This window comes from Kitasatospora sp. NPDC004669 (assembly GCF_040609455.1).
Classification (GTDB): domain Bacteria; phylum Actinomycetota; class Actinomycetes; order Streptomycetales; family Streptomycetaceae; genus Kitasatospora.
In genome coordinates this window covers 23,341-44,964 of sequence record NZ_JBEXKB010000069.1, presented here as the reverse complement: position 1 = coordinate 44,964, position 21,624 = coordinate 23,341, and the positions used below count along the sequence as shown (strand labels likewise).

At 74.2% G+C, this 21,624-nt stretch carries 18 protein-coding genes; 14 read left to right on the top strand and 4 right to left on the bottom strand.

All coding sequences use genetic code 11. The features are described from left to right. The coding region (locus tag ABZW30_RS37820) for a histidine kinase dimerization/phosphoacceptor domain-containing protein (protein WP_355675812.1) at positions 1-783 on the bottom strand (783 nt) is incomplete at its 3' end. A gap of 129 nt (positions 784-912) precedes the next feature. Between ABZW30_RS37820 and ABZW30_RS37815 the strand changes: the two genes are divergently transcribed. Beyond that, entirely contained in the window at positions 913-1,929 is a 1,017-nt protein-coding gene (locus ABZW30_RS37815) for an SAM-dependent methyltransferase (protein WP_355675811.1), read from the top strand. Beyond that, complete coding sequence (locus ABZW30_RS37810; protein ID WP_355675810.1) at positions 1,926-3,095, top strand: NADH-quinone oxidoreductase subunit D; 1,170 nt, start codon at positions 1,926-1,928, stop codon at positions 3,093-3,095. Before ABZW30_RS37815 ends, ABZW30_RS37810 begins: the two co-directional genes overlap by 4 nt. A 19-nt stretch (positions 3,096-3,114) precedes the next feature. On the opposite strand, the gene ABZW30_RS37805 is transcribed toward ABZW30_RS37810, so the two are convergent. Next, positions 3,115-3,936 (bottom strand): hypothetical protein, encoded by an 822-nt coding sequence (locus ABZW30_RS37805; protein WP_355675817.1) that lies wholly within the window; start codon positions 3,934-3,936, stop codon positions 3,115-3,117. Positions 3,937-4,193: 257 nt separating this feature from the next. Here ABZW30_RS37805 and ABZW30_RS37800 point away from each other — a divergent pair, with 257 nt between their 5' ends. The 9 genes from ABZW30_RS37800 (at position 4,194) to ABZW30_RS37760 (ending at position 15,984) form a co-directional block, all read left to right on the top strand. Continuing rightward, positions 4,194-4,643, top strand: a complete 450-nt coding sequence (locus ABZW30_RS37800; RefSeq protein ID WP_355675809.1) for a hypothetical protein — start codon at positions 4,194-4,196, stop codon at positions 4,641-4,643. Positions 4,644-4,671: 28 nt separating this feature from the next. Further along, positions 4,672-7,491: a toxin glutamine deamidase domain-containing protein gene (locus ABZW30_RS37795; RefSeq protein ID WP_355675808.1), complete on the top strand. Its 2,820-nt coding sequence runs from the start codon at positions 4,672-4,674 to the stop codon at positions 7,489-7,491. Between the two features lie 156 nt (positions 7,492-7,647). Further along, entirely contained in the window at positions 7,648-8,940 is a 1,293-nt protein-coding gene (locus ABZW30_RS37790; protein WP_355675807.1) for an SUKH-4 family immunity protein, read from the top strand. Between the two features lie 122 nt (positions 8,941-9,062). After that, positions 9,063-9,917 carry a glycerophosphodiester phosphodiesterase gene (locus ABZW30_RS37785; protein WP_355675806.1) on the top strand — a complete coding sequence of 285 codons (855 nt, stop codon included), beginning with the start codon at positions 9,063-9,065 and terminating at the stop codon, positions 9,915-9,917. 106 nt (positions 9,918-10,023) lie between these two features. Then, entirely contained in the window at positions 10,024-10,986 is a 963-nt protein-coding gene (locus ABZW30_RS37780; protein ID WP_355675805.1) for a Ppx/GppA phosphatase family protein, read from the top strand. Between the two features lie 626 nt (positions 10,987-11,612). Beyond that, positions 11,613-12,416: a sugar phosphate isomerase/epimerase gene (locus tag ABZW30_RS37775; RefSeq protein WP_355675816.1), complete on the top strand. Its 804-nt coding sequence runs from the start codon at positions 11,613-11,615 to the stop codon at positions 12,414-12,416. A 44-nt stretch (positions 12,417-12,460) separates the two neighbouring features. Then, on the top strand, positions 12,461-13,249 hold the full coding sequence (locus tag ABZW30_RS37770) for a methyltransferase domain-containing protein (RefSeq protein WP_355675804.1): 789 nt from the start codon (positions 12,461-12,463) through the stop codon (positions 13,247-13,249). A 130-nt stretch (positions 13,250-13,379) separates the two neighbouring features. Then, complete coding sequence (ilvD, locus tag ABZW30_RS37765; protein ID WP_355675803.1) at positions 13,380-15,224, top strand: dihydroxy-acid dehydratase; 1,845 nt, start codon at positions 13,380-13,382, stop codon at positions 15,222-15,224. 229 nt (positions 15,225-15,453) lie between these two features. Next, positions 15,454-15,984 carry a hypothetical protein gene (locus tag ABZW30_RS37760; RefSeq protein ID WP_355675802.1) on the top strand — a complete coding sequence of 177 codons (531 nt, stop codon included), beginning with the start codon at positions 15,454-15,456 and terminating at the stop codon, positions 15,982-15,984. 6 nt (positions 15,985-15,990) lie between these two features. Here ABZW30_RS37760 and ABZW30_RS37755 read toward each other — a convergent pair whose 3' ends face one another. Further along, positions 15,991-17,343 carry a hypothetical protein gene (locus tag ABZW30_RS37755; protein ID WP_355675801.1) on the bottom strand — a complete coding sequence of 451 codons (1,353 nt, stop codon included), beginning with the start codon at positions 17,341-17,343 and terminating at the stop codon, positions 15,991-15,993. Positions 17,344-17,468: 125 nt separating this feature from the next. After that, complete coding sequence (locus tag ABZW30_RS37750; protein WP_355675800.1) at positions 17,469-17,918, bottom strand: hypothetical protein; 450 nt, start codon at positions 17,916-17,918, stop codon at positions 17,469-17,471. A gap of 166 nt (positions 17,919-18,084) precedes the next feature. Here ABZW30_RS37750 and proC point away from each other — a divergent pair, with 166 nt between their 5' ends. The 3 genes from proC to ABZW30_RS37735 all read left to right on the top strand — a co-directional run bounded on the left by proC (position 18,085) and on the right by ABZW30_RS37735 (position 21,563). After that, the gene (proC, locus tag ABZW30_RS37745; protein WP_355675799.1) at positions 18,085-18,912 is read left to right on the top strand and encodes a pyrroline-5-carboxylate reductase; all 828 of its coding nucleotides are present in this window, start codon (positions 18,085-18,087) and stop codon (positions 18,910-18,912) included. Positions 18,913-19,071: 159 nt separating this feature from the next. Continuing rightward, positions 19,072-20,256: an MFS transporter gene (locus tag ABZW30_RS37740; protein WP_355675815.1), complete on the top strand. Its 1,185-nt coding sequence runs from the start codon at positions 19,072-19,074 to the stop codon at positions 20,254-20,256. 110 nt (positions 20,257-20,366) lie between these two features. After that, the gene (locus ABZW30_RS37735; protein WP_355675798.1) at positions 20,367-21,563 is read left to right on the top strand and encodes an acetoin utilization protein AcuC; all 1,197 of its coding nucleotides are present in this window, start codon (positions 20,367-20,369) and stop codon (positions 21,561-21,563) included. Positions 21,564-21,624 lie beyond the last annotated feature (61 nt).

The window sequence follows — 21,624 nt, the reverse complement described above, 5'->3', positions numbered from 1 at the left end:
GCGCAGCACGCCCAGCAGGCGGCGCATCTCGACCAGGGCCTGTCGTCCGGTGGAGGCGATCGTGCCGAGGGCCTCCTTCGCCTGCTGGGGGGAGTTGTCGAGGACGTACGCGGCGCCGTCGGCCTGGACGATCATCACCGAGACGTTGTGGGCGACCACGTCATGCAGTTCGCGGGCGATCCGGGCGCGCTCGGCGGCGACCGCCACCTTGGCCTGGGCGTCCCGTTCGCGCTCCAGGCGGGCCGCGCGGTCCTCCAGCTCGGTGAGGTAGGCGCGGCGCACCCTGGTCAGTCGGCCCCAGGCCCAGCAGAGGATGAACGGGGTGCTCATCAGCAGGGTGATCAGCGCCGCCTCGCCGAGGCCGTACGGGTGGGTGTGCGCCTCGCCGGCGTGCACCGTCGTCTTCATCGGGTTCATCTGCCAGTACGTCAGCGGTCCGGCGGCCAGTCCGGCGGCCAGCGCCAGCCGGGAGGTCCACTTCTGGCCGAAGGCGGCGCCGGTGTAGGCGAAGACCAGGTAGGCGATGGCGGAGGCGCCCGGTTCGACGTCGGCGATCACCTGGCCGAGGGCGACGCCGATGGCGGCGGCGACGGTGACGTCGGGGTAGCGCCGGCGGAAGACCATCAGCAGCGGCAGCAGCACCGCGACCAGGAGCTCGGCGTCGAGGCGCCAGCCGGTGTCGAACTCGTTGCCCGGCAGCAGGCCGAGGAACAGCACGATCGACGCCCATGCGGCGTCGACCACCATGGGGTGACGGCGGAGCCAGGCGTTGAGTCGATGCACGTCTCAAGCCTAGGCAGTCGCGCGAGGTGCCCAGGTCCGCCGGTAGGGCGATCCGTCCTACTCCGTAGGTCGGAGACGCCCCGGCACCGGTTGGGAGGGGCTCCCGGAGGCCCGGTAGCGTCCCGCCCCATGACTTGGATGCGCTGGGCGCCCGCCATGGAACAGGCCCTGTACGACCCGGACGGCGGCTTCTACCGCAGGCCGGAGGGCCCGGCCGGGCACTTCCGCACCTCGGTGCACGCCTCGCCGAGGTTCGCCCGAGCGGTGGCCCGGTTGCTGCTCGAGGTTGACGCGGCCCTCGGCCGTCCGGAGGAGCTGGCCCTGGTCGACGTCGGGGCCGGGCGCGGTGAGCTGCTGACCGGGGTGCTGGCCGAGCTGCCCGGCGAGGTGCTGGCGCGGCTGCGCCCGTACGGCGTGGAGATCGCGGAGCGCCCGGCCGGGCTTCCGTCCACAGTCCTGTGGACGGACGAGCTGCCGCGCGGCCTGACCGGGCTGCTGTTCGCCAACGAGTGGCTGGACAACGTGCCGCTGGACGCCGGGGAGGTGGACGGGGAGGGGGTGCTGCGCTACGTCGAGGTGGACACCGCGACCGGTGCGGAGCGGCCCGGCGAGCCGGTCTCGGCGGCGGACGCGGCCTGGGCCGAGCGCTGGTGGCCGGTCGAGCACCCCGGGGACTTCGTGGAGTTTGGTGGGCCCCGGGACGCGGCCTGGGCGCGGGCCGTGGCCGGGCTGGAGCGCGGTCTGGCCGTTGCCGTCGACTACGGGCATACGGCGCAGCGGCGACCGTTCGTCGGCACCCGCGCGGGTTTCCGGGAGGGCCGGGAGGTGGCCCCGGTGCCGGACGGCTCCTGCGACGTCACCGCGCACGTCGCGCTGGACGCGATCGCCGCGCCCGGTCTCCACAGCCTGTGGACAACCCAGCGCGAGGCCCTGCGCGCGCTCGGGGTGAGCGGCGCTCGCCCGTCGCTCGCGCTCGCCTCCACCGACCCGGCGGCGTACCTGCGGGCGCTGAGCGGCGCGGGGGAGGGGGCCGAACTCACCGACCCGAGCGGGCTGGGCGCCTTCGGCTGGCTGGTCCAGGCCGTCCACATGCCGGTACCGGCGGCCTTGGAACTGGTGCCGGGATGGCAGACTCTGGGTTCATGAGGGAGACCACGGTCGGCATCGGGGCGGGAGCCGAGAACTTCACCGGCGAGGCGGGCACCACCGACATGGTGCTCAACATCGGCCCGCAGCACCCGGCCACGCACGGCGTGCTGCGGCTGCGTCTGCTGCTCGACGGCGAGCGGATCATCACGGCCGAGCCGGTGATCGGCTACATGCACCGGGGCGCGGAGAAGCTGTTCGAGGCCCGTGACTACCGGCAGATCATCATGCTGGCCAACCGGCACGACTGGCTCTCCGCCTTCTCCAACGAGCTGGGCGTCGTCCTCGGCGTCGAGCGGATGCTCGGCATGGAGGTCCCCGAGCGGGCGGTCTGGATCCGCACTCTGCTGGCCGAGCTCAACCGGGTGCTCAACCACCTGATGTTCCTCGGCTCCTACCCGCTGGAGCTCGGCGGGATCACCCCGATCTTCCACGCCTTCCACAGCCGCGAGGAGCTCCAGCACGTGCTGGAGGAGGCCTCCGGCGGCCGGATGCACTACATGTTCAACCGGGTCGGCGGCCTCAAGGAGGACCTGCCGGCCGGCTGGCTCGGCCGGGTCCGCGCCGCCGTCGCCAAGGTGCGCTCGGAGATGCCGGTCTTCGAGAACCTCGTCCTCGGCAACGAGATCTTCCGCGCCCGCACCGCCGGCGTCGGCGTCCTCACCAAGGCGCAGGCCGAGGCGTACGGGGTCAGCGGCCCGATCGCCCGGGCCAGCGGGCTCGACTTCGACCTGCGCCGCGACGAGCCCTACCTCGCGTACGGCTCCGAGGAGCTGCGGCAGGTGCTCACCGTGGTCACCCGGGAGGAGGGCGACTGCCTGGCCCGCTTCGAGTGCCTGCTGGAGCAGACCCTCAACGCGCTGGACCTCGCCGACGCCTGCCTCGACAAGATCGCCACCCTGCCGTCCGGCCCGGTCAACCAGCGGCTGCCCAAGGTGCTCAAGGCACCGGAGGGCAGCACCTACGCGTGGACCGAGAACCCGCTCGGGATCAACGGCTACTACCTGGTCTCGCGCGGCGACAAGACGCCGTGGCGGCTCAAGCTGCGCTCGGCGTCCTTCAACAACATCCAGGCGCTGACCGAACTGCTGCCCGGGACGCTGGTCGCGGACATGGTGGCGATCCTCGGGTCGATGTTCTTCGTGGTCGGCGACATCGACAAGTAGGCCGGTACCGACGAGTGGGTCACCCGGTCTTGGACTTCCTGGCCGGGTCGGCCGGGTGCGGAGCCACCTTCCGGTCGCCCTTGGTGGCGATCCGCGCCTCGCACAGCCGGGCCAGCACGTCGTAGCCCGCCTTGCCCATCAGCTCGGTGAGCTCGGGGCGGTAGCTGACGTACACCGGCTCCGCGCCCTGGTGCGCGGCCGGCGCCCCGGTGCACCACCAGTGCAGGTCATGGCCGCCCGGGCCCCAGCCGCGGCGGTCGTACTCGCCGATCGAGACCTGGAGGTAGCGGGTGTCGTCGGGGCGGTCGATCCAGTCGTAGGTGCGGCGGATCGGCAGCTGCCAGCAGACGTCCGGCTTGGTCTCCAGCGGCTCGCGGCCCTCCTTGAGGGCCAGCGCGTGCAGGGCGCAGCCGGCGCCGCCCGCGAAATCCGGGCTGTTCACGAAGATGCAGGCGCCGTTGACCCGGCGGGTCTGCCGGTCGCCGTCCTCGTCCAGCATGGTGATGCCGCCGTCGGACTTGATCCGGCCCTTGGCGTCGGTGCCCTCGGCGAAGTTCTCCCACAGCTCGGGGGTCAGCCGCGCCGCGTGCCCCAGGACGCGCTTCTCGTCGTCCTCGTCCGAGTAGTGGGCGCCCAGCGTGCAGCAGCCGTCCGACTCGCCGCGGCCCTCGCGGATGCCGTGGCAGCCCTGGCCGAAGACACAGGACCAGCGGGAGGTCAGCCAGGTGAGGTCGCAGCGGAAGACCTGCTCCTCGTCGGCGGGGTCGGCGAACTCGACCCAGGCGCGCGGGAAGTCGAGCGGGACCTCGTCGCGCGGGATCTCGCGGCGCAGGGTCGGCATCGCGAGGTCGACGGGGGCGGGGGAGGCCTTGGGCTTCGCCTTGGCCTTCTTCTTGGACGTTTCTCCTGGTGCCACCCGGCAAGGGTAGAGCTTCGCGGGGGCGAACGGGCCGGTGGCCGCACCCGAGTCCGTGCCCGGGGTGGCGCCCGGGTGGGCTCCGGGCGGCGTGAAGGCGGGGTGAAGAGGTCCGGCGGTCGGTCCGGGAGGGGCGGGAGGGTGCCTAGGATGGCGGCCGGTCCGCTACGGGGAGGTACGGGATGGCAGGCGGCAGCACCGGGAAGTCCGACGGCGGCAGCGGCGGGTTCGTCATCAAGCCGTGGGAACTGCGCGGCGAGGGGCGGGAGTTCGAGAAGATCGGGCGCGAGCTGGGCAAGGCCGCCGGCACCCTGGAGGAGAGTCTGGCCGCGCTCGGCACGCCCTGGGGCGCGGACAAGGCGGGCAGCGCCTTCGCCGCCGTGTACGGTCCGGCGCACGGTGAGCTCCTCGGTGGGCTCAAGGGGTTGGCCGGCGGAGTGGGCCGGGTCGGGGCCGGGCTGCGCGCGATGGCGGAGCGGACCACCGACACCGACACCTCGACGACGGACGGCTTCGCGGGGAAGGCCCAACCGGCGGTCAGCCCGCCAGGGGTGTCACCCGCGGTGTATTCGGTTGCCGGGTCGGCAACCCCGGGGGCGGCGCCGGTCGTCCCCAAGGACATGTCGGTCTGACCGGCCCGGCTCGAAGGGGGAGATGCGCGTGTCCCGGAAACTGCCCGAGGAACTGGTCCCGCTCCTGGCCAGGACCGGCCAGCCCTGGCCGCAGGCCGACGAGGAGGGGCTGCGCAAAGCAGCCGCGCTCTGGCGGGAGTTCGGCTCCGAGGCCGACCGGCTGACCCGCCGCTGCGGGGAGTCCGTCCAGCGGGTGACCGCCGACAACTCCGGTCACGCGGTCGAGTCCTTCAGCGCGTACTGGCAGACCTTCAGCGGCGGCGGCAAGGGCCACCTGGACGACGCCCATACCGCGGTCGGGCTGGTCGGCACCGCCTTCGACACCGCTGCCCGGGCCGTGGACAGCTGCAAGGCGGAGATCATCGCCACCCTGCAGAACCTGGCGGCCGAGCTCAAGCAGGCCCAGGAGCAGGCCGCCAAGGTCCAGCAGGCCGCGGCCTCGGTCGCCACGGCGGCGAAGACCGACGACGGGCCCGGGCGGACCGGGGTGTTCGGCGGCCTGCAGAAGGCCGTCGCCGGCGTCGCCGACGACGTGAAGAACGCCGCCACCACCCAGGTCGCCGCCGGCGTCGAGGACGTCGCGGTCGAAGCGGCCGGGCTGAAGATCGCCGGCCTGCTCGCCGAACTCGGCCGCAGCATGAAGGACGCCCTGTCCACCGCGCTCAAGGAGCCCGCCGCCGTCGCCCTGCTGCGGCTCGGCACCACCTCCGGCACGGGGATCACCTCCGCCTCCTACCGCACCGAGGGCGGCTTCGACCCGCGCGCCGCCGGACTGCCCGCCGCGCTCGGCGAGCCCGGCGTGCTCGGGGCGGACGGCACCGGGCTGGTCCTGCTCTCCGGCAAGGACGGCAAGCCCGTGGTCGGCGTGCCCGGGCTCAGCGTCAAGGTCGACGCCCACGGACAGCCCGTCCTCGGCGCGGACGGCAAACCCGTCATCCTGCGCTCCGACGGGACCCAGGTCGCCGACGCCGCCGGGCTGCTGGTGCTGACCGGGCCGGACGGAAAGCCGGTGGTCGGGGTCTCGGACCTGGCCGTCCAGCGGGACGGGCACGGGAAGCCGGTGCTCACCGACGAGGCGGGCAAGGAACTGCACGGGCTCGCGCTGGCGGACCTGACGGACCCGCGGGACGCGAAGGGGGATCCGAAGACCGACCCGGTCGACCCGAAGGACGACCCGAAGGACGATCCGAAGATCGACCCGAAGACCGACCCGAAGGCCTCGGGCCCGGTGACGGTGTCGGCCGCGGTGCCGGTGGTGGATCCGACGGTGGTGCCGTCCGTGGTCTCCTCCGCGGTCTCGGGTCCGTCCGAGGCCGCGGCCGATCCGGTGGCGGCCTCCGCTCCGGCGTCCGGCCCCTCGTACCCGGGGTCGCACCGGGGCGCGGCAGCCGCCTCCGCCGACTGGTCGCCGCCCGCGGCGCGGGACGACGGTCCGGCGGTCCGGGCGGCCTCGGCGCCCTCTCACCAGGGCGGCGGGTCGGTGGCGGCGAGCTGGCCGGACGGGGACTACCCGCTCCAGGCGCCCGCGCACAACGGCGGAGGTGACGGCGGTGGCGGCGGTGGCGGCAGCGCGCCGGTGACCGTACGGACGGACTCGGTGAGCGCGCCGCCCGCGCCCTCCGTCTCGGCGTCCGTCTCGCCGTCCGGCGGCGGTCCCGGCTACAGCCCGGCGCCGGACGCGCCCTCGCCGGTCCGACAGGCCGGAGTGATAGGAGTGGCCGGGCAGTTCGGGACGCCGGCGTACGCGGGCGGCTACCCGGTGGCCGGTCCGGTCGGCACCGTCGGGCCCGGGCCGCTCGCGGTCGGCGTCGGCGGGGCCCCCGTGCATGCGGCGGCACCCTTCGGCAGCGGCGTCGGCGCGGGAGCGCCCGGCGGCGTCGTGGGCGGCGTTCCCGCCACCGGCGCGCCGGCGGCCGGTGCCCCCGTCACCGGAGTTCCCGGGGTCGTCGAGCCTCGACCCGGCGGACCCCGTACCCCGGTCGGCGTCGCGCCGCACCCGGTCGCGTCCGGCCCGGTCGCCGCGCCGCCGCCCCCGGCCGAGCCGCCGATCGTCGGCACCACCCCGGTCATCGGCCGGCCCGAGCCGCACCACGTCGAAGGCCGCCGCCGGGACACCGCCGCAGGCCTCGCCGACCCGACCCTGGCCTGGGGCGCCGTCCCGGTCGCCACCGCCCACGCGATGGCGCTCCAACTCGCCCTGCGGGCCCGACGCGGCCCGCTCGCCGACGACCGGGAGCCCCGGCTGCGCACCATCGCGGACAGCCGCCCGTACGGCCTGCCCGGCGGGCTCGGACCGGTCGACCCCGAGCACCAGGCCGAACTCGAACGCCGAGTGCCCCGCGACGAGGACGACCTGCCCGCCCGCCACCCCGACCCGGCCGTCGGCGGCTGGACCGAGGCCGTCAACGCCGGCGGCTACCGCGATGCCGGCCGGGCCAACAACAGCCTGGAGATCGCCCTCTCCGCCGTCGACACCTACACCGGCCGCCCCACCTGTGCCGCCCCGCGCATCCCCACCGAGGGCGACGCCGGCGAACGCGGCGGCCGCGACCGGGCCGAACGTGAACTCGGCGCCCCCTTCCGCGATCTCGGCGACGGCGGCCAGGCCTTCAACCGCCTCGCCGCCGAACTCCGCCGCGCCGGCCACGGCGCCCAGGCCGTCCTCCTCACCCTGGACGCCTACGGCCGCCCCCACGCCTGGAACGCCGTCAACCACCGGAACGCCGTCACCTACCTCGACCACCAACTCGCCCGCCACAGCCCCGCCCCCCTCCACCCCGCCACCCAAGGCCTCTGGGCCATCGCCCTGACCCCCGAAGGCCGCCCCCTCGACCTGGCCGCCGCCTGAGCCCTCCCTTGCGGCATCGAGGTCTTCGGCTCGAACCGACTGCGGCGCGGCCCCGCCCGTGGTCGGCCGGCCCCGGCCGCAGCGGGCGTCGGCGCGATGCCGTGGGGGCGGGGCTGGATGATGGTGGGGTTTCGACTCGATGACGGGGGTGGATGGGTGATCTCGCGGGCGCAGGCGGTGGAGGCGGGGCATCGGTGGATCAACGGGGATCTGCCGCAGCGGGCCGGGACGGTGCGGCGGGTGTGTGCGCACGAGTTCGAGCTCGGGTGGGTGGTGTGGGCGGAGCCGGTGCGCCTGGAGGTGGATCCGCGGACGGGGGAGCGGCGGGCGCCTGAGGAGGTGGGGGCCGCGTGTGCGGTGGTGGACCGGGAGAGCGGGCGGTTCACGGTGTGGCCGTCGGTGCCGGTGGACGAAGTGGTGGGGCTCTACCGGGACTTCGTGGGTGCGGGCGGGTACGACCCGACGCTGCCGCCGGCGACCGGCCGGGGTGCCCGGGCCGAGCTGACGTACCGGGACGCCGCCGGTGAGACCCGCTCGTTGGCGTTGTGGTCGGCCGCCGGCCTGCCGCACCCGGCGCTGCGCGGCTGGTGGTGGCTGCGGGAGCAGGGCATCGCCGCCGAGGACGTGCTGGCCGTACGGACGGACCTGCGGCTGAGCGCGCTGCCCGGCGGCTACTGGGCGTACGCGCTGGCGGCCGAACTCCCGCACCTGCGGCCGGACTTCGACCTTCCGTACGGCCCACGGTTCGACCATCGCGCAGCCGCCGTGCGGGAGTTGCCCGCGCCGCCGGACGGTCCGGCCCGCAACCGGGTGCCGTTTCCGCGCGCGGCGGCGCCGCGGCCGCCGGAGTCGGACCAGGACCTGGCCCGGCGACTGGCCGAGCGGTTCGGCCCGGCCGGTGTGCAGCGCTTCGACCCGGCGGACGTGGCGCGGGCCGAGCTGTCCGGGGACGCGGCCGCGCTGCTGCTGGCGGTGGGGGTGCCGGTCGCCGTCGAGGGTTTCTTCGCGCTGCACCACCCGGGGGTGGTGGCGATCGCGGACGGCTCTCGCGCGGGCACCGTCCTGCCGCCGCTCGCCGCGCACCTCGCGTCGCTCGGCCGGGGCACCCGGATGGCCGAGCGCGAGCGGCTCGCGCTCGGCGGGCAGCTGCTGCTGGGCACGGACGGCTGGGCGGCCGTCACCCTCGACACCCGGCTGGGCACCGTCCAGGCGGTCGACCCCGACTACGCGACCGCCCGTCACTGCAATGCCGACCTGCGTGCCTTCGTCCGCTGCCTGGAACTGTTCGCCGGCTGGTGGCCGACGCTGCGCGGGCTCGACCCGGCGGCCGTGGGCGAGGCGGTGGACGTCCTGCAGCGCGGTCTCGCTGAGCTGGACGGTACGGTCTACGGCGATTCGGAGAACTGGTGGGCCGTTGTCGTGGAGCAGTTGTGGGACGGTCTGCTCTGACGGAAGGTCGATGACGGGACGTCGGTCCGCGGGCCCGGGAACCGGACACCGGCCCCGGGCTGTCAGAACGATCAGATGACCGCGAAGCAGATGTACCGAAGCAGCAGCTGGAGCACCGAGCCGTGACCGCCCCGCCCCGCGCCGCCCAGACGGCCGTCCTCGCCGCGCTCGCGGTCCTGGCCACCGGGTGCGCCGCCGGCGGCCCCGTGCTGCGGGCCCGTTCGGCCGCGGCGACGCCGGCGTGTCACGCCCCGGTGGTGATCGGGCACCGGGGGGCACCCCGCAACGCGCCCGAGAACACCATGGCCTCCTTCGAGACCGCCCTCGCCCAGGGCGCCGACTGGGTGGAGACCGACGTCCAGACCACCCGGGACGGTGTCCCGGTGCTGATGCACGACCCCACCGTGGACCGCACCACCAACGGCAAGGGCGCCGTCGCCGACCTGACCGCCGCCCAGGTCGCAGCCCTGCGGGTGACGGTGGGACCCGGCGCGGCCCAGCCGGTGCCGACCCTGGAGGAACTGCTCAAGCGCCTCTCCGGCAGCAGCGCCACGCTGCTCATGGAGATCAAGTGGCAGCGCCCCGAGGACGTCGCCCGGATCGCCCGGATCGCGGTCGGCAGCAAGGCGCACGTCATCCTGTACTCCTTCTCCGCCGACCACCTGCGCCAGGCCCACGCCGTCGCGCCGGCCCTGCCGGTGGTGCTGATCCAGGGCGGCGGGATCGCCGAGGACCCGGGTGGCCTCAAGCTGGACGGCATCGCCCTGGACGCCGGTCTGGCCACCGCCGCCCGGATCGCGGCCGAGCGCAAGGCCGGGCGCGAGGTGTACGTCTGGACGCTGGACGACGAGGAGTCCTGGCAACTGATGACGGCCCGGGACGCAGACGGCCTGATCACCGACACCCCGGGCCCGGCCCGTCGCTGGGTGGACACCGACTGCCGTACCGAGCGCCGGGCCGGACCGCGCGGGCACTGAGGCCGCACGGAACGGTCGCCCGGCCTTGCACCGCAGTGGCCGGGACCAGCGCGAATACCGTCACAACCGATCTCCGTCGGGGCCGGATCGCGTAGCGTGGAGAGTTATGCGACTCGGTGTGCTCGACGTAGGTTCCAACACGGTCCACTTCCTCGTGGTGGACGCCCATCCGGGTGCTGCCCCGTTGCCCGCGTACTCGCACAAGGCCGAGCTGCGCCTGGCCGAGCTGCTGGACGACTCCGGCGCGATAAGCGAGGCCGGTATCGAGCGGCTGGTCGGTCACGTCACCTCCTCGCTGCGGGTCGCCGAGGACAAGGGCGTGGTCGACATCCTGCCCTTCGCCACCTCCGCCGTCCGCGAGGCCGTCAACGGTGAGCAGGTGCTGCGCCGGGTCGCCGCCGAGACCGGGGTCGAGCTGAGGGTGCTCTCCGGGCAGGACGAGGCCCGGCTGACCTTCCTGGCCGTCCGTCGCTGGTTCGGCTGGTCCTCGGGCCGGCTGCTCAACCTGGACATCGGAGGCGGCTCGCTGGAGATCGCCTGCGGCCTGGACGAGCAGCCCGACGTCGCCTGCTCGCTGCCGCTGGGCGCCGGTCGGCTGACCGCCGGCTGGCTGCCCGGGGACGTCGCCGACCCGGACGGGCTGCGCGAGTTGAGGCGACACATCCGGGCCGAGATCGCGAACGTGGTCGGCGAGATCTCCCGGCTCGGGCCGCCGCAGCACGCCGTCGCCACCTCCAAGACCTTCAAGCAACTGGCCCGGATGACCGGCGCCGCCCCCGCCGACGCCGGCCCGTACGCCGACCGCCGGCTCACCCGCGCCGGGCTGTCCGCCTGGGTGCCGCGGCTGTCCACGATGACCGTCGCCCAACGCGCGCAGATCCCCGGCGTCTCCGAGGGGCGGGCCAAGCAGCTGCTGGCCGGCGCGCTGGTCGCGGACGCCGCGATGGACCTGTTCGGCCTGGAGGAGCTGGACGTCTGCCCGTGGGCGCTGCGCGAGGGCATCATCCTGCGCCAGCTGGACGCCATGGACAGCCCCGCCGACCGCCGCCGCCCCGCCCTCACCTCGTAGGGCGTGTCTGACAATTCCCGCCGCGCGCTGATCCGACGCGAATTGTCAGACACGCCCGGGGCGTGTCCGGCTCAGCCGCGGAGCACGCGCCGCCGGTCACTGCGCCGGGCGCCCGGTCCCGTTCGGCGTGTGCTCCGCTTACGCTGTCTCCCGTGGTGCAACCAGCGGGCGAGGACGGGACGCGGGAGGGCCGCGCTCCCGGTGACGGGCAGCCGCGGCCGGACGACACGCGCCGCCGGCTCGGCAAGGCGGTCAAGGGCGCCACCACGGCGCAGGCCGCCAAGGCCGTCCAGGCGGCCCAGCGCACCGCGAAGAAGGCCGCCGCGACGACCGTCGAGAAGGCCGCGGCCAAGAAGAAGGCCGCCGGTAAGACCGGGAAGGCCGCCGGTAGGACCGGGAAGGCCGCCGGTAGGACCGGGAAGACCGCCGAGAAGGCCGGGAGGACCGCCGAGAAGCGGACCGGCGCGGCCAAGGAGCAGCCCCGGGAGACCCGTACCACCCGGGCCGCCGGCGCCGCCAAGGCCGCCGTCCAGTCGGTGCGCTCGGTCAAGGCCGCCAAGCGAGACGCCGCCCGCCCGCCGCTGCTGCGTACCACCGACCGGCTGGTGCTGCCCCAGCACCCCACCCTGCACATCCCCGACACCAAGGTGGTCCTTTCCACCGCCTCGGTGTACCCGGCCAGCACCGCCGTCGCCTTCGAGCTGGCCGCCAAGCTCGGTTACGACGGGGTCGAGGTGATGGTCTGGAACGACCCGGTCAGCCAGGACATCGACGCCCTGCGCCGGCTCTCCGACGCCCACCAGCTGCCGATCCTGGCCGTGCACGCGCCCTGCCTGCTGATCACCCAGCGGGTGTGGACCACCGACCCGTGGACCAAGCTGGTCCGGGCCCGGGCCGCGGCCGAGAAGCTCGGCGCGAGCGCCGTGGTCGTCCACCCGCCGTTCCGCTGGCAGCGCCAGTACGCCCGCGAGTTCGTCGAGGGCATCAACCGGATGGCGGGCGAGACCGACGTCCGCTTCGCCGTCGAGAACATGTACCCGTGGCGCTACCGCGACCGCGAGGTGCTCGCCTACGCCCCCGGCTGGGACGTCACCGACGAGGAGTACCGACACTTCACCATCGACCTCTCGCACGTCGCCACCTCGCGGATCGACACCTTCGCGATGGTCGAGCGGATGGGCGAGCGCCTCGCCCACGTCCACCTGGCCGACGGCAGCGGCTCCGGCAAGGACGAGCACCTGATCCCCGGCCGGGGCAAGCAGCCCTGCGCCGAGCTGCTGGAACACCTGGCCCGCACCGGCTTCGACGGCCACGTGGTGCTGGAGGTCAACACCCGCCGTTCCGCGTCCCCCGCCGAACGCGAGGCCGACCTGGCCGAGGCCCTCGCCTTCACGCGCTTGCACCTGGCCACCCCCTCGCGCGTACGCTGAGGCTCGGCCCGCGTGGGCGCGAACGTCCTTGCCGAGGGGGAACTGTGACGAAGGATCGGCTGTTCAGCGAGCTCGGCAACTTCCGGGAGCTGGCCGAGAGCTTCGGCTCGGTGGCCGCCGAGTACGACGCGGCGCGCCCGAGCTACCCGGACGAACTGTTCGACGAGCTGGAGCGGCTCTGGGGCCACGGCCTCAAGGGGGCCCGGGTCCTGGACGTCGGCGCCGGCACCGGCATCGCGACCCGGCTGCTGGCCGCCCGCGGCGCGGACGTGATCGCCGTCGAGCCCTACGCCGGGATGGCCGCCCAGCTGCGGGCCGCTTCGCCGCGGCTCCCGCTGGTCCGCGGCAACGGCGACGACCTGCCCTTCCACGATGACTCCGCCGACCTGATCACCTACGCCCAGGCCTTCCACTGGACCCGCCCCGAGCGCTCCGTCCCGGAGGCGATCCGGGTGCTGCGGCCCGGCGGCGCGCTCGCCGTCTGGTGGAACGTGCACGACGAGACCGTGCCCTGGGTCCGCGCCCGGGTCGAGCGGCTGACCGCCGCGCTGCCCGGCCGCTACCACGGCTACGGCCGGATCACCGAGCACACCGGCCACTTCGCCCCGGCCGGGCTGGCGGTCGGGCACGCCCGGCTGCGCTGGGAGCGGCGGGTCACCGTCGAGCACGTGCTCACCGACCTCACCTCCCGCTCCTTCCTGGCCTCGCTCACCCCCGAGGAGCGCGCCCCGATCCTGGCCGTCGAACGGGAGGCCCTGCGCGCCGACTTCCCGGACGACCTCGTGGTCGAGCCCTTCACCCTGGACCTCACCGTGGCCGTCAAGCAGGGCTGACCCGGCGTGCCCGCATCCCGGACGGACTGCCCGCCGTCCGGACGGCGGGCGTAGGCTCGGTAGCCACCAGCGGCCCCCGCACCTCCTCTCCCGCGGGGCGCCGTCGAGAGCCCCGAAGGAGTGGAGCACAGTGCCCGAGCTGAGGTCCCGTACGGTCACCCACGGTCGCAACATGGCAGGCGCCCGGGCGCTTCTCCGGGCGGCCGGCGTAGCCCGCGAGGACTTCGGCAAGCCGATCATCGCGGTCGCCAACTCCTTCACCGAGTTCGTCCCCGGCCACACCCACCTGCAGCCGGTCGGCCGGATCGTCTCCGAGGCGATCAAGCGGGCGGGCGGCATCCCGCGCGAGTTCAACACCATCGCCGTGGACGACGGCATCGCGATGGGCCACGGCGGGATGCTCTACTCGCTGCCCTCGCGCGACCTGATCGCCGACTCGGTCGAGTACATGGTCAACGCGCACTGCGCCGACGCACTGATCTGCATCTCCAACTGCGACAAGATCACCCCGGGCATGCTGATGGCCGCGCTGCGCCTCAACATCCCGACCGTCTTCGTCTCCGGCGGCCCGATGGAGGCCGGGAAGGCCACCCTGGTCGACGGCACCGTACGCAAGCTGGACCTGGTCGACGCGATCTCCCAGGCGGTCAACGAGAACGTCTCCGACGAGGACATCGCGATCATCGAGGAGAACGCCTGCCCGACCTGCGGCTCGTGCTCCGGCATGTTCACCGCCAACTCGATGAACTGCCTGACCGAGGCGATCGGCCTGTCCCTGCCGGGCAACGGCTCGGTGCTCGCCACCCACACCGCCCGCCGGGCCCTGTACGAGAACGCGGGTCGGACGGTCGTCGAGATCGCCGACCGCCACTACGGCCAGGACGACGCCTCGGTGCTGCCGCGCGCGATCGCCACCCGCGCCGCCTTCGAGAACGCCATGGCCCTGGACATCGCCATGGGCGGCTCGACCAACACCATCCTGCACCTGCTCGCCGCCGCCCAGGAGGCCGAGCTGGACTTCGACATGCGGGCCATCGACGCCGTCTCCCGCAAGGTGCCCTGCCTGTCCAAGGTCGCGCCCAACGGCTCGTACTACATGGAGGACGTGCACCGGGCCGGCGGCATCCCGGCCATCCTCGGCGAGCTGTACCGCGCCGGGCTGCTCAACGAGGACGTCCACACCGTGCACGCCGACTCGCTCGCCGAGTGGCTCAAGACCTGGGACGTACGCGGCGGTTCGCCCTCCGCCGAGGCCGTCGAGCTGTGGCACGCCGCCCCCGGCTGCGTCCGCTCCGCCGAGGCCTTCTCGCAGTCCGAGCGCTGGGAGTCGCTGGACACCGACGCCGCCAAGGGCTGCATCCGCAGCGTCGAGCACGCCTACTCGGTCGAGGGCGGCCTCGCGGTGCTGTACGGCAACCTCGCCGAGGACGGCTGCATCGTGAAGACGGCCGGCGTGGACGAGTCGATCTGGACCTTCAGCGGCCCGGCCGTCGTGGTCGAGTCCCAGGAGGACGCGGTCGAGGCGATCCTCGCCAAGCGCGTCAAGGAGGGCGACGTCGTCGTCATCCGCTACGAGGGCCCCAAGGGCGGTCCGGGCATGCAGGAGATGCTGTACCCGACCTCCTTCCTCAAGGGCCGCGGCCTCGGCAAGGCCTGCGCGCTGGTCACCGACGGCCGCTTCTCCGGCGGCACCTCGGGGCTGTCCATCGGCCACGCCTCCCCGGAGGCGGCCTCCGGCGGCACCATCGCGCTGGTCGAGGACGGCGACACCATCGCCATCGACATCCCGGGCCGCAGGATCTCCCTGGAGGTGCCGGAGGAGGTCCTCGCCGAGCGTCGCCGCGCCCTGGAGGCCGCGGGCGGCTACCGGCCGAAGAGCCGCGACCGCCAGGTCAGCCAGGCGCTGCGGGCCTACGCGGCGATGGCCACCTCGGCGGACAAGGGCGCCGTCCGGGACGTCGGCAAGCTCGGCTGAGACACCGGCATCCACTATGCTCGGCGGGTCCTCGGCGATAGCCAAGCCGAGGACCCGCAACATCCGTACCGAACGGCCGCAGGGCATGCGGTTGCAGGGCGTGGAGACCTCGGCATCGGCTGGTCAGTGAAGCGCCAACCAGGACGGCGGGTAACCGCCCGACCAGTCCGGTCGCGAGGCCGGAGGGAATCCTTGGCGTTTAGCCGGGGAGGAAGCCAAAATCGAGGGCGTGAGCGAGCAGCCCCCCACCCCCGCCCCCAAGGCCGCCGGCGCCCCCGAGCCCGAGCCGATCCGCTTCTTCGGCACCAGCTGGCTGAACCGGGACGACGGCTACTGGCTGCGCCGGGTCGGCGTCTCGGCCGGCGCCCTGGTCGCCACCGCCGCCGCCGTGCTGGTGCTGCGCTTCGGCGTCGAGGGCGTCGCGCTCTCCGACAGCGGCGGCTTCCTCAACGGGCTGCTGACCGCCGCCATCGCGGTCTGCTCGATGATGGCCGTCCTGCGCACCTGGAAGGTGCTCACCGAGGGCAAGGACCAGCTGACCGGCTGGATGGCCGAGGACAAGTCGCTCGGCGCGGTCTGGCTGATCGGCGGGGCCGGCGCCCTGGCCGCCTACTTCGCCCGCAGCCTGGTCGAGGCCCCCGGCGAGGGGGTCAAGCGGGCCGCCTACCAGCGGGCCGTCGAGCAGCACGGGAAGCGCCGGACGAGCCGCAGCGGCCGGCCCGGCGCCAAGACGCCGGGCCGGGGCAAGCGCAAGCGCTGACCGCGGTCAGCTGCGGCTGGCGGTGCCGCACCCGCCGGGCTCGGCGGGCAGGTCCTTGCTGCGGTCGTACGGATCGGTGGTCGGACCGGTCTGCTCGGGGTGTGGCCGGGCGAACTGGTGGAACTGCGGGTGCATGAAGCCGTCGTAGACGTCGCAGGAGCTGTTCCCCACGTGCGACCGCCCGTTGGCGAAGACCAGCTTCTTGGGTTCGACCTTGTAGTGGTCGGGATCGTAGAAGCGGAAGTCGTCGGTCCTGCGGACGATCGTCCGGGCCGTCCACGTGTCGTCGGAGGCGTCGGAAGCACGGACGATCAGGCCCGCAGGCTTGGCGGTGCCGTCCTGCGGGTCGGGCTGCTGCTGCGAGGCGCCGGGCGAGGGGCGGCGCTCCCTGGCCAGCTTCTCGGCTTCGGGGCCGGGTCGCAGCGGGTAGACGTAGGTGAAATCGGTGTGGATCAGGACGCCGCCGTCACCGTCCCCCTCGTAGCTGATCCGGCCCTGGACCTTGATGGTGTCGCCGACCGGGAGCGCCTCGCGCGGGTCGAAGCGGGAGAACCAACTGGTCGCGTTGGCGCCCTTCTTGGGGTGGTCGAGGGCGGCGACGGCATCGGCCCGGTCCTCGCGGTCGAGCATCGCCAGTGCGGCGTCCGGGCGGCCGCCGGCGATCACCTTGGGGTCGAGGTTGGTGGCCGTCAGGTAGTCCTTGACCTGTTGGAGCTGGGCGGCGACCTCGTCGGCGTCGAAGACCCCGGTGGCCTTGGCCTCGGGCAGCGCCATGGCCTCGGTACCGGTCGGCCAGCCCTCGGCGGGGGAGCCGCGCCAGGGGTGGGCGACGGTCGGCTGGTCGTCGGGCACCGTGGGCGGCGCGGTGGTCGGCTTGGCCGTCTCCGGGGCCACGGTCGGCACCGGGGTGTGCGCGGCCGAGGAGCCGTTCCCGCGGACGTGATCCGAGTACCAGTTGCGCAGCCCGTCGATGTTCAGGGCGGCGAGCAGCACCGCGATGGTCAGCACGACGTACAGCGGCGCGCGCCACTCCAGCTTGCCTCGGCGCTTGGCCGGGCGCGGGTTGCCCCAGGGGTCGACCATCTGGAGCTTGGGCTTGCGCCCGAACCGACGCTTGGCCGTCGCCGGGCCGTCGTTGACGGAGCGGCGGCCGCCCGGGTCGACCGGTGGGGTGCGCTTCCAGCGGGCGGCCAGCATCCGGGTGCGCCCGGACTGCTCCTTCACGGTGGCGGACTTGATGAAGTCCTCGTCCAGGACGAGGCCTGCGAACGGGTCCTTCCCGCCCGCTTCGGACGGGTCGGACCCGCCCGGCTCGCGGCCCTCGGAGGGGCGCGGTTCCGGATCTTCGGCTATCGGCATCGCGCCAGTATGCCGACGGGGTGTGACGATTCGTCGATCGGGGGCACTCTGTGTGGTGAACTCGTGTGCGGGGTGAGTGTGTTCACCACCCTTTGTCCGGAATCGCGTCGGTGTTCAGCCGTGGCTCAGCCCTTGCCGCGGGCCTCCTTCACCCCGTTCACCACCCCGGCGATCGCCAGCAGGACGCCGACCGGGATGAGCGAGACGAGGAACGCGCCGAGCAGGCCGGCGTCCCCGAGGAACAGCTGCGCCAGCGTGTTCAGCACCAGCAGCGCGCCCGCCGCCGGGAGCGCCGACTGCCACGGGTGCTCGCGGGTCCACCGCTGCAGCCGCCGGTCGCCGGTGTCCCGGCGCAGCTGTCCGCCCGCCCAGGCGGTCAGGAAGAAGAAGAACAGACCCCAGCCGGCCGGCTCGGCCAGCATGCTCAGCGACCAGTCGCCGGAGATCGCCTCGACCCCCAGGGCGGTCGCCCCCACTACCGCACCGACTCCCGCGGCCGTTCGCCACGGGCCCATCGTCGCCGAGGCGGCGGCGAGTTGCCGGTTCTCACGTCGGGACATCTCGTCGTGTGCCATGGCTCCACGGTGCGCCCGTACGGGCCCGGAGGCCATAGGGGAAACCCCGGAGTTTTCTCCCTAGGGGCGCCGCTCTCCGATCCGCGGGGACCACGGACCGGACGGTCCCGACGGGCGTCGCCGCGCGGTGCGAGGATGGCCGCAGTACCGAGGCAAGGAGCGGACCATGGGCAGCAGCGCAGCGCACGGACAGAAGATCGCCTTCCTGGGCACCGGCAAGATCGGTGAGGCCCTGCTCTCCGGCCTGCTGCGGGCCGGCAAGGACCCGGCGGACGTCCTGGTGACGGCCCGCCGTCCTGAGCGCGCCGCCGAACTCGCCGCCCGCTACGGCGTGGTGGCGGTCTCCAACGCCGAGGCGGCCAAGCTGGCCGACACCCTGATCCTCGCGGTCAAGCCCCAGGACATGGGCACCCTGCTGGAGGAGCTGGCCCCGCACGTCAGCCCGGACCGGCTGGTGATCTCGGCCGCGGCCGGTGTCCCGACCGCCTGGTTCGAGGAGCGGCTGGCGGCCGGCACCCCGGTGGTCCGGGTGATGCCCAACACGCCGGTGCTGGTGGACGAGGGGATGAGCGTCATCTCCGGCGGCTCGCACGCCACCGAGGAGCACCTGGTGCGCGCCGAGGAGATCTTCAGCTCGGTCGGCAAGGCGCTGCGCCTGCCCGAGTCCCAGCAGGACGCGGCCACCGCGCTGTCCGGCTCCGGCCCGGCCTACTTCTACTTCCTGGTCGAGGCGATGACGGACGCGGGCATCCTGCTCGGCCTGCCCCGGCAGGTGGCGCACGACCTGATCGTGCAGTCCGCGATCGGCGCCTCGGTGATGCTGCGCGACTCCGGCGAGCACCCGGTGAAGCTGCGCGAGGCGGTCACCTCCCCGGCCGGCACCACCATCGCGGCGATCCGCGAGCTGGAGAACCACGGTGTGCGGGCCGCGCTGCTGGGTGCCCTGGAGGCGGCCCGGGACCGCTCCCGGGAGCTGGCCTCCGGCGGCAAGTGACCCGCGACAGAAGTCCCTGCGCGACCCCTCCCACAATCGCGGCGCACCGCCTACGCTCTCGCCAACATCGTCCTACCGGTCGGTAGCGAGGTCGTCTGGAGGTCCGCATTGAGTGCCGTGCCGTCCGTTCGGCCCGTCTCGTCCCCGGTGGCGCCCGGCCTGCGCGTCGGGCGGGCCGCGCTCGCCGTCAGCTTCCTGCTCCAGGGCACCGCCTTCGCGCTGCTGGTCACCTGCATCCCGGAGATCCAGCACCGGTACGGGCTGAGCGACGGGCTGCTGCCGGTCTTCCTGGCCGCCGTGCCGATCCTGGCCGGGGTGGGTTCGGTCCTCTCCGAGCGGCTGGTGAGGCGCACCGGTGCCCGGGCGGTGCTGCGGGTGGTCCAGCCGGCCGTCTGCCTCAGCCTCGCGGGCGCCGGCCTCGGCGACGCGCTGTGGCAACTCGCTCTCGCACTGGGTGCGTTCGGGCTGCTGGTGGGCGCGCTGGACGCCAGTATGAACATGCTCGGGGTGGGCCTGCAGCACCGCTACGGCCGGTCGATCATGATCGGCTTCCACGCCGCGTTCAGCCTCGGCGGCATCCTCGGCGCGGCGATCGCGGGCCTCGGCTCGCACTACGACCTCGGGCTGCCGGTGCTGTTCGGCGCGGCCGCCGCGGTGATCGCCCCGCTCGCGGTGCTGGCCGGCACCCTCCCCCAGCCTTCGGCCGGGGGGACCCCCACCGCCGGTCCGGCCGAACTCGGCGACGCCGTCCGGGAAGCCGCCGAGGCCGCCGCCCGGACCATCCCCTGGCGGCCGCTGCTGCCGCTGTGTCTGGCGATGGCCTTCGCCTACATCGCGGACGCCTCGGTCTCCAACTACAGCGTCAAGTACCTCACCGACGGCCTGGGCAGCCGGGACGACCTGGCCAAGCTCTCCTACCTCGGCTACATGGTCGCGATGCTGCTCGGCCGCGCCCTGGGCGACCGGGCGGTGCAGCGCTTCGGCGCCGTCCCGGTGGTGCGCACGGGCGCCGCGGTGGCCGCGCTCGGCTTCGGGCTGGCCGCCGTGGCGCCCGCCGCCTGGGCGGGCATCGCCGCCTTCACCGTGCTCGGCTTCGGCATCTGCGCGATCATCCCGCAGGTGTTCGCGGCCGGCGGCCGGCTCTTCCCGGCCGACTCGGACGCCGCCGTGGCCCGGCTCAACCTCTTCAACTACGTGGGCTTCCTGATCGGTTCGCCGCTGGTCGGGGCGATCGCCGACGCGAGCTCGTACCGCTGGGCGCTGCTCGCCCCGATGCTGCTGGTGCTCGCCGTCCTGCCGCTGGCCGAGCGCTTCGCCCCGGCACCGGCGACCGCGCCCGCGTAGAACGACGACGGGGCCGGGGCGGGCGGACGGGGGCAGTCCCCCTCTCCCCGTCCCGCCGTCGGCGAGCCCTGGCGGCCGCCCGGCCACCCCCACCCGCTACGGTGGAGGCCATGCCCGAAGACGAGCGTGACACCCCCTGCGGCCTGCACCTCTTCTGGGACGAGGCCGTCACCGCCTACGACTTCGGCCCCGGCCACCCGATGGACCCGACCCGGCTGGCCCTCACCATGCGCCTGGTCGAGGCCCTCGGGCTGAGCACCGGGCCCGGGGTGACCGTCCGGTCCGCGCCGCCCGCCGGGGAGTCCACCCTGCGGCTGGTGCACACCGGGGAGTACGTCGAGGCGGTCAAGCACGCCGCCGCCCACCCCGAGCAGTCGGACCCCCGGCACGGGCTCGGCACCGACGACAACTGGTCCTTCCCGGCGCTCCATTCGGCCTCCGCGCTGATCGCCGGTCAGTCCGTGGCCGCCGCCGAGGCGGTCTGGCGCGGCGAGACCCCGCACGCGGTCAACTTCGCCGGCGGGCTGCACCACGCGATGCCCGCCAAGGCCTCCGGCTTCTGCATCTACAACGACCCGGCCCTCGCCATCGCCCGGCTGCTGGAACTCGGCGCCGAGCGGGTCGCCTACGTCGACGTGGACGTCCACCACGGCGACGGTGTCCAGCAGGCCTTCTGGAACGACCCCCGGGTGCTGACCGTCTCGCTGCACGAGCACCCCGCCACGCTCTTCCCGCAGACCGGCTGGCCCACCGAGACCGGCGGCCCGGACGCCCCCGGTACCGCCGCCAACCTGCCGCTGCCGGCCGGCACCGGCGACTCCGGCTGGCTGCGCGCCTTCCACGCCCTGGTGCCCGAGCTGCTCGGAGCCTTCCGCCCGCAGGTCCTGGTCACCCAGCACGGCGCGGACACCCACCTGGAGGACCCGCTCGCCCACCTCGCCGTGACCGTGGACGCCCAGCGGCTGATCGCCGAGGAGCTGCACGACCTCGCCCACCAGCTGACCGGCGGCCGCTGGGTGGCCACCGGCGGGGGCGGCTACGCGGTGGTGGACGTCGTCCCGCGCACCTGGACCCACCTGGTCGCCACCGCCGCCGGCCGGCCCGTCGACCCGGCCACCGAGACCCCCGAGGCCTGGCGTGCCGAGGTCCACCGCCGCACCCGCCGCCCGGCCCCGCTGCGGATGACCGACGGCGCCCGTCCGGCCTGGCGCGACTTCGAGGCGGGTTACGATCCGGCCGACCGGCTCGATCAGGCCATTCTCGCGAGCCGCCGCGCGGTGTTCCCCCACCACGGCCTGCTGGCCTGATTCCGCCGCCCCGGTTCCGGGCCTGGCAGGCGGTGCGTACGCCCATTGGTGCGAACCGCCG